The 8,336-nt window shown below is 48.5% G+C and carries 7 protein-coding genes; all 7 read right to left on the bottom strand.

What is annotated here, in order from left to right:
* Nucleotides 1-114: 114 nt before the first annotated feature.
* The 7 genes from pepI to HMPREF1863_RS05545 all read right to left on the bottom strand — a co-directional run bounded on the left by pepI (nt 115) and on the right by HMPREF1863_RS05545 (nt 8,316).
* Nucleotides 115-1,002 carry a proline iminopeptidase gene (gene pepI, locus HMPREF1863_RS05575; protein ID WP_068368343.1) on the bottom strand — a complete coding sequence of 296 codons (888 nt, stop codon included), beginning with the start codon at nt 1,000-1,002 and terminating at the stop codon, nt 115-117.
* 1 nt (nt 1,003) lies between these two features.
* On the bottom strand, nt 1,004-2,089 hold the full coding sequence (locus HMPREF1863_RS05570) for a M24 family metallopeptidase (protein WP_068368340.1): 1,086 nt from the start codon (nt 2,087-2,089) through the stop codon (nt 1,004-1,006).
* Nucleotides 2,090-2,123: 34 nt separating this feature from the next.
* On the bottom strand, nt 2,124-3,455 hold the full coding sequence (locus HMPREF1863_RS05565) for a peptide MFS transporter (protein WP_068368337.1): 1,332 nt from the start codon (nt 3,453-3,455) through the stop codon (nt 2,124-2,126).
* Between the two features lie 9 nt (nt 3,456-3,464).
* Nucleotides 3,465-5,252, bottom strand: coding sequence for an aminopeptidase P family protein (locus HMPREF1863_RS05560; RefSeq protein WP_068368334.1), 1,788 nt, complete (start codon nt 5,250-5,252; stop codon nt 3,465-3,467).
* 297 nt (nt 5,253-5,549) lie between these two features.
* Complete coding sequence (locus HMPREF1863_RS05555) at nt 5,550-6,290, bottom strand: ABC transporter ATP-binding protein (RefSeq protein ID WP_068368328.1); 741 nt, start codon at nt 6,288-6,290, stop codon at nt 5,550-5,552.
* Nucleotides 6,287-7,309, bottom strand: coding sequence for a FecCD family ABC transporter permease (locus HMPREF1863_RS05550; RefSeq protein ID WP_068368325.1), 1,023 nt, complete (start codon nt 7,307-7,309; stop codon nt 6,287-6,289). The genes HMPREF1863_RS05555 and HMPREF1863_RS05550 overlap by 4 nt, the downstream gene beginning before the upstream one ends.
* Complete coding sequence (locus HMPREF1863_RS05545; protein ID WP_068368322.1) at nt 7,306-8,316, bottom strand: ABC transporter substrate-binding protein; 1,011 nt, start codon at nt 8,314-8,316, stop codon at nt 7,306-7,308. The genes HMPREF1863_RS05550 and HMPREF1863_RS05545 overlap by 4 nt, the downstream gene beginning before the upstream one ends.
* Nucleotides 8,317-8,336 lie beyond the last annotated feature (20 nt).

Raw genomic sequence — 8,336 nt, 5'->3', positions numbered from 1 at the left:
ACTAGACTCCCCAATGGTTGACATAGAACCAACATTTTCCCTCTCAAAAAGAAATACTCAACAATTTCCCTTACATAAAAGAAAGACCTCTTTTTCAAGAGGCCTTTCTTTATATTATTCTTTGTCGCCGAGCCATTCGCGCATAAGGTCGAAGTATTGTTCTTCTTCTTCCACAAAGCACATATGGCGCGAGTAGCGGAAGAGTTTCCAACGGCTGTTGGGCAGCTCATCTGCCATGCTTTTTGAAATGTAGCAGCTGGAAAGATCCATTTGGCCGTTAATGACCAGGGCGGGTACGGTAATCTTTGAAAGTTTACCGACGTAATCGTATCCTGCCAATGTGCCGGTGGGGCCGAATTCGTTGGCGCCCCAGCCTGTCACGTAGACTTCGCCGCTATTTTCTTTTTTGCGCGTCAAATATTCCGGTGAATGTTCGTCGATGGTCGGACCGCAATAAAGTGCCATGAAGCGATCCAGGGCTTCTAAATAGGCGGGGTCATCGTAGTTTTCGGTGGCTTCCGCTTTTTTAAATGTCTCTTGATCTTCTTTCGACATAAAGCGATCGATTCTGCGCCATTGTTCTTCTCTCCAAAGTTTGGCGGAGTGAAGTGTGGATGACAACACGATGGATTGTACGCCTTTCGGATCTTTTTCCATCATGTAGTAAATGGCGAGCATTCCGCCCCATGATTGACCTAACAGATGCACTTTATCGAGTCCTAAGTGTTCTCTCAAAGCGTCGAGCTCTTCCATCCATACCTCGGCATTGTAAAGTTCCGTATGGCCGGGTGTCGCCGATTGGCCACAGCCGATTTGATCGTACATTACAATGGGGCGATCGATGGATTCCGCCAGCTTATCAAATCCTTCGAAGTAGTTATGGGTGCTGCCCGGTCCTCCGTGAAGGAGTACGAGGGCGGCTTTTTTTCCTTCGGGATTGGTAATTCTGTAATAGGTTTCGAATCCCTTAAAGGGCATGCGACCTTCTCGAACGTTTACCATTTTATTCCTCCTCTACGATAATGAGGTCTTTGGTTACAGAGTTTAAGACTTCACAACCGTCTTCGGTGATGATGACGAGGTCTTCTACACGTACGCCGATGCCTTCATCTAATAAATAGATGCCCGGTTCGACGGAGAAGCATTGGCCCGGACGAATGATCGCTTCGTTTACAGAGGAAACGTCGCCGACTTCGTGGTCTTCCAAGCCGATGGAGTGGCCGGTACGGTGAGTAAAGTATTCGCCGTAGCCTTTCGATTCAATATAATCGCGGCAAGCTAAGTCTACATCGCACATGCGATTGCCGGGTTTGGCTGCTGCAATACCGCGAAGGTTTGCTTCTTTTACGATTTCGTAAACTTCGCGCGCCTTTTCGCTGGCTTCGCCGATAAAGACAGTACGGGTCATATCCGACGCGTAGCCTTTGTAGAATCCGCCGATATCGAGGACGACGGAATCGCCTCTCTTACCTTTGGAATCGTCGGTTACGTGGTGAGGATCGGCGCCGCCGCGTCCGTAAGCGGTAATGGGATCGAAGGACATTTCCGATACACCGTGTTTTGCGAAAAGTTCAGCAACTTTTGCGCCGAGTTCATTTTCCGTAAGGCCTTTAACGACCCAGGGAATAAGTTCTTCCATAACAGCGTCGCAAATTTTCGACGATTCGCGCATAAGTTGTTTTTCGTCTTCATCTTTAATTTGACGTACGTCGTCGACGATTTCAGAACCGTTGACGTATTTAAGTTCGGGATGAAGTTCTTGAAGACGTAGCAAGAAGTGGCTTGCCCAGTTCTTGTCGATGCCGATGACCTTTCCTTTGGTCATATGATCGGAAAGAATTTTGACGCCGTCGTCGATGTCGTTATACCAAACGAGATCGACGCCTACATCGCCATCTTGGGGGAACAATTCGTTAATAACGAGTTTCGATGTTCCATCGATATTGAGGTAGAGTACGAGCATGCGTTCGCCGGGAACGATTTTTCTGCCGAGCAAGTAATAAATTGCTACGGGGTCGGAAATAATCATTTCATCGACGCCGCGATCTTTCATACCTTGTAGTATACGTTTAAGACGTTCTTGATTCATGTCAGGCTCCTTTCAGTAACCAAACAATTGTGTTTTATTCTTCGTCTTCCACTACTAAACTGTTTAATTTCGGGCTTACGGCAAAGAGGATGAGACCGCACACAATGGCGATGGCCGCAATCACGAAGTAGGTTTTGGCGAAGGGGAAGTTCAAGGTGAACTCATAGAGATAGCCGTAGGTCTTAGCCGATGCGAAAACAGCCAATGTCCAAACACTCATCATAACCGATAAGAGTCTTGCCGGAGCAAACTTGGAAATAAAGGAGTTTCCAAGGGGAGAGAAGACCATTTCGCCTAAGGATAAGGTAATACCGAAGGCTACGATCCAGCCGAGGTTAGCCAGATTGCTGCCTCTTGCGATATCTGCAACGGCGAAAATAATATAAGCGAGACCTAATAACAACATACCGAAGGATGTTTTTTGGAACATGTTGAAGTCGCCTTTGGCGCTTCTTGCACGTTTAGCCCAGAATGCACCGAGGATCGGGCCGAGGGTAATACAGCAAAGTGCGTTCAAGGAGTCGAACCATGCGGTGGGCACTTCGAAGTTGCCGATCATCCAGTTAGCAGCCGGGTTGTCGCCTGCCCAGTGGAAGTAAACGGGCATGTATGCCAAGTACCAGAACAACCAGAAAATGGTAGAGAATGCCGATACGAGAACAATGGCACCCACACGTTTCTTTTCGATAGTGGTAAGGGGACGTTTTTCTTCTCTTTCTTCAGCCGCGTCATCGAGGGCTTTACGTTCGTCAACTTTAAAGGGTTTTTTACCGGCATCGCCGAGGTATCTCCAACCGAAGACAAACCAAACGGCGTTGATGAACATGATAATGCCGCATACTAAGAAGCAGAAGGAGTAACCTTTGCTAAGGGCCAAAATACCGATAATCGTCGTACCGATAAAGGAACCGATATTAACAAATGAATATTGCGTTGAGAAAGCTGTATCCAGTACTTTCGGATCGTCGAAAAGACGGCCTGTAATAGCGTTGGATTGGGGCTTAAATAAACCGGTACCGATGGAGACGACGGCGATCATAAGATTGATCATGGCCGGAGTAGTAGCTTGCCAACCGATTAAATAGCCTGCTCCCATAAGGATCATCCCGACGGGGATCAAGTATCTTGCACCGATAAAGCGGTCAGAGATAATCGAGCCGAATAAAGGCGCGACATAAGTCCAGGCGACGAGATTTGCACTCATCTTAGCCGCATCGGCATCTGTCATTCCAAGGCCTCCGTTGACGACGGCAGCTGCAACCATTACCGTCATAAGCCATTTTGCAGAATAAAATGCAAAACGCTCCATGGAGAAGCCTAGGGAGACGACATAAAACCCGAAGGGCATCTTCGTTTTAGTGTTCATGTTTTCCTCCTATAATTGTTTTGTGTATTTTTTCAGCCATTCTACCTCTTCATCCTCTAAGTAGGGCGAAATGGTCTTGAAAACTAATTCATTGTAGCCGTTTAAGTAGGCTATTTCTTCGCTCGTGAGCAAGGATACGTCTACTGCATCGAGATCGAAGGGAACCAATGTAAGGGGTTCCAGATGCATCCAGGTACCGTATTCGTTGGTATCGCCTTTTACGACCAACATACAGTTTTCCAAGCGAATGCCGTGTTTGCCGGCGATATAGATTCCCGGTTCATCGGTAAGGATCATGCCCGGTTCGATTTGGTGATGTTCATTTTTCGCTACATTGATTTTGTAGCGGAAGCCTGTGGGGCCTTCGTGAATATTTAAAAGCTGGCCGATGCCGTGGCCTGTGCCGTGGTTGAAATCCAATTGAAGATCCCAGAAAGGCTTTCTTGCGGCGTAATCCAGGGAATAGCCGTGTGCGCCGTAGGGAAATTTCACCATGGCGAGACCTAAATGGCTCTTTAATACGAGGGTGAAGTGGAAAATTTCTTCATCGGTCAATTCACCGAGGGCGATGGTACGGGTAATATCGGTAGAACCTTCTGCAAAGTTCGAACCCGTATCGGAAAGGTAAAGGCCTTTCGGTTCCAAGGGAATGTCGCTCTCTTCGTCGGCGGTGTAATGCACGACGGCGGCATGTTGTCCGTAACCGCTAATGGGAGCGAAAGAGGGCCACATATAGCCTTCTTGTTCTTTACGGAAGTCTTCCAATTTATCGCTTGCGCCGATTTCGGTAATTTCTTCCTTGCCGATGGTGTGCTTCAACCAGTACATAAACTTGGTCCAGGCGACGCCGTCTTTAACGTGGGCGATGGCCATGTTTTTAACTTCCACTTCGTTTTTCATGGCTTTCATGATAATCGAAGGATTGGCCGCTTCCACCACGTGGTTTTCAGCAGGAATATTTTCGTAAAGCGCGTAGTTCATCTTGGAAGGATCGATTAAAATGGAGCGATCCTTTAAGTCCTTGACGTAGTCGTAAATGGCGTTGTAAGGACGGATGGAGACATTAAGCGCTTTGAATTCTTCTTTCATCCCGTCGTCGAGTTTCGCTTCGTCGATGAAAAGCACCATGTCGTCCATGGTAATGACGGCGTAACTCAAGACGATGGGCGAGAACAAAATATCGTCGCCGCGGATATTTAAAATCCAGCAGACGTCGTCAAGGGATGCGACAATATGGGTGTCCGTTCCCTTTTCTTCCATGACTTTGCGAATGCGCGCAAGTTTCGATTGAGCACTTTCGCCGGTAATATCTTCTGCCAGTTTAAACGCTTTCTTTTCGGAAAGGGGCGGGCGATTTTCCCAAATTTCGCCGACAAGATCCATATTATAGGTAATAGAACCTTCCTTTTCTTCAGCGAGCGCTTCATAAGCGGCGCCGTCGGATACGGAAATCGTACGGCCGTCGAAACCGAGGGTTCCACCTTTGGGAAGATGGGATTTTATGTATTCCATCACGGTAGGCACGCCGGGTTCACCCATTTTTTGTAAGACAATACCCGTGCCTTTTAATTGATCTCCCGCTTGAAGGAAATAACGTCCGTCGGTCCAAAGACATACTTCATCAGCCGTTGCGACGACAGTACCTGCACTGCCGGTAAAACCGGATACATATGCGCGGGCTTTAAAAAATTCGCCGACATATTCGCTTTGATGAAAATCTTCAGACGGCACGATGTAGACATCGATGTCTCTTTCCTTCATAAGGGAAAGCAGTTGTTTAACTTGTTCTCGCACCATAAACTCCTTTCGATAAAAAGTTACTTTCTTATCTGAATATTATATAGCTTCTATAGAACAATGTAAACCGAACCGACGTGAAATTGCTTGCATCTATAGCCTTTGATTTAGTCCGAAAAAGAAGTAATTTGCTATTGTCATTCGAAAAAAAGAAACGTATAAATCCCAATTTTACGGGAATTTCCAGAAAACTCGGCTCATCTTTGACGCGCTCTTTATAAAAAAATTCCCTTTTCAAAATTTTTTGGAGGGAATAAAAACATTTGCATAAATTAAAAAAGCACCCCGAAGGATGCTTCAATAGCGCACGACGCGCTCACCTTTTACCTCGCCGATAAAAGCTTCGATTCCGTAGAGATCGTAGAGATCTTTTTCGTCGACCTTATCCGGCGTTTTATTAAATAAGACCTCGCCGTTTTTTAAGGCGACAATGCGATCGGCAAAGCGAAAGGCGTGGTTAACATCGTGAAGAGCGGCGATCACCGTCGTGTCCAATGCTTTTACAAGGGAGAGGATGCTCATTTGGTAATAGACATCCAAGTGATTGGTCGCTTCGTCTAAAAGCATGTGATCCGTTTCCTGCACGAGGGCGCGGGCCAGCACCGCCCGTTGCCGTTCTCCCCCGGAAAGTTTGCCCAGGGGGCGATGGCGAAAATCGGAAAGGCCGACTTCCTCGAGAGCTTTTTCCGCAAGGGCGAGATCCTCTTTTCCCTCCCCTTCCCAAAAAGAATGGTAGGGCGACCTGCCCATAAGCACCATGTCCATCACCGTAAGCTCGAAGGCGCCGTCGTTAAACTGGCTCACCATGGCGAGGCGCTTGGCATAGTCTCTCCTCTTCATATGGTCGATCTCTTTTTTATCGAGGGAAATACTTCCCTTATAGGGAATCATACCGGCGACGGATCGCAAAAGAGTACTCTTCCCCGATCCGTTAGGGCCGATCAAGGCCACAAATTCTCCATCTTCTGCGGTGAAATCCACATTTTTTAAAATCTGTTTTTTCCCTATGGCGACATTTAATTTTTCCACACGTATCACGACCACGCCCCCTTTCTTCCCCGCTGAATAATCAGGTAGACGAAAAAGGGCGCGCCGACGACGGAAACCACCACGCCTGTAGGCAGTTCGCCGCCGGGAATAATGTTGCGCGCCACCACATCGGCCCACATTAAGAGCATACCTCCCAAAAGCACCACTACGGGAAGCAAGTGCTTGTGGTTGCCTCCCACGAGAAAGCGAGCCATATGGGGAACGATCAGCCCCACAAAACCGATGGTGCCCGATGTGAAGACCACGAGGCCGACGAGCACCGACACGACGACAGTGTAGACCGTGCGCAGAAGGGGCAAGTCCACGCCTAAACTGTGGGCGGCTTCATCTCCCAAGAGCAACAGATTTAAATAGCGGCTCTGAGTGGCGAGAAACAACACCAAAAGCACGATCACCGGCCCCAAGAGTGCGATATCCGCCCGTTTTGCTCCCGAAAGGGAACCCATGAGCCAAAAACTGACCTCCCGAATGGCGTCGCGATTTTTCGCCGTATACACCATCAAGGTGGCGAGACTGGATGCCGCCGTGGAAATGGCCATGCCCGACAAAATCAGCCGCTCACTGGTGGCGCGGCCGCCGATTTTTGCGAGAAAGAGCACGAAAAGCGCCGTGGCCAAGGCAAAGCAAAAGGCGGAAACCCCGACGCCGATGCTTCCGAAGACGGAAAACACGCCGAGGACGATGGCGAGAGTGGCGCCTAAGGACGCCCCGGACGAAATCCCCAAAATATAAGGATCCGCCACGGGATTCCCTACCACCGCCTGCATCACCAGCCCCGACACCGCCAGGGCGACGCCGGTTAAAAGGGCGAGGAGCACCCGGGGCAGGCGAATATCTAAAATAATCGCCCGCGTCGCCGGAGACAGATTATCGGCCCTACCGAACAGCGAGGCGAGGGCACTGAAAATATCGCCTTTTGAAATCGACGCATAGCCCAGCGTCATGCCGAAATAAATCGAAAGAAGAAGCCCTAAAACGAGCGCAATCAGAACGAGGGATCGCTTCATCGCGACGACTCGATCCCTTTAATCATCGTGTCGATACCGTCGGCAGTACGTACGCCCGATGCGTAAACTTCCGAAAGGCTAATGGGATAAACGTGATCTTTCGTAATGGCGGAAAGTGCCTTCAATGCGGGCAGCTTTTTAAATTTCGCAAGCTCTTCGTCGCGAACCTTGTCTTCCCCGTAATAAACTACGAAAATGACGTCGGGATCCTTCGCTACAAGTTGTTCCGCGCCGAAACGGTCGCCGTCCATCGCCAGTTCCGCGCCGGCCTGCTCGGCGATTTGTCCGCCGACCGTATCCTTTCCGTAATTGCGGAATACGCCTTCGTCTTCCATTTCGAGAATCGCCACTTTAAGAGGCTTTTCCCCGTCTTTAATCTTCTTTTCTTGGCGCGCGTGAGCTTCTTCCAAACGAGATTTCATAGAATCTACAATGGCTTGTGCTTCTTTTTCTTTATTGAAAATCTTACCTAAGGTTAAGAGATCATCGTATTCGTTATCCAGAGAATCTACTTTTACGGCACCGCTGTTTTTAAGAATAAAGGTGTGGATGCCCTTATCTTGCCATTCCTTTACACTCCCCAGCGTCTTATCTTTAAAATAAGAAGACCAGGAAATAATAAAGTCCGGATCGGCGGCGAGAACCGCCTCTTTCGACGGCGCGTCCTTCATATATTTAACTTTACTGAATTCATCTTTCCATTCGTCTTTTACATCAATATCCAATTGGCCGGCGAGGACGAGTTTGTCGCCGAGACCGAGGGCGAGCATATTTTCGATGGCCGATTGATACACCGCCACCACCCGTTCCGGAGCCTTGTCAAAAGTTTGCTCCACGGGATTGCCGTCGCTATCGACGGTAGTAACCGTAACGGGATAACCCGCTTCCTGCGTTTGAGCGGCTTCTTTTTGATGTCCATTGTTCCCTTCATTCTTTGCATTTTGCGGCGAACAAGCCGAAAGCAAAAGCAGACAGAGAACGAGCAGCGTGCTTAATTGTTTTTTCATTATAAACCTCCATACATCGT

Source organism: Aedoeadaptatus coxii (assembly GCF_001553115.1).
Lineage (GTDB): Bacteria > Bacillota > Clostridia > Tissierellales > Peptoniphilaceae > Aedoeadaptatus > Aedoeadaptatus coxii.
Note: the sequence above shows the minus strand (reverse complement) of the source record. Positions and strands in the feature narration are given on the sequence as shown.

Excerpts from the sequence above, each read along its gene's own strand:
- pepI (WP_068368343.1), bottom strand. The coding sequence starts at position 1,002 with ATGGTAAACGTTCGAGAAGGTCGCATGCCCTTTAAGGGATTCGAAACC.
- HMPREF1863_RS05570 (WP_068368340.1), bottom strand. The coding sequence starts at position 2,089 with ATGAATCAAGAACGTCTTAAACGTATACTACAAGGTATGAAAGATCGC.
- HMPREF1863_RS05565 (WP_068368337.1), bottom strand. The coding sequence starts at position 3,455 with ATGAACACTAAAACGAAGATGCCCTTCGGGTTTTATGTCGTCTCCCTA.
- HMPREF1863_RS05560 (WP_068368334.1), bottom strand. The coding sequence starts at position 5,252 with ATGGTGCGAGAACAAGTTAAACAACTGCTTTCCCTTATGAAGGAAAGA.
- HMPREF1863_RS05550 (WP_068368325.1), bottom strand. The coding sequence starts at position 7,309 with ATGAAGCGATCCCTCGTTCTGATTGCGCTCGTTTTAGGGCTTCTTCTT.
- HMPREF1863_RS05545 (WP_068368322.1), bottom strand. The coding sequence starts at position 8,316 with ATGAAAAAACAATTAAGCACGCTGCTCGTTCTCTGTCTGCTTTTGCTT.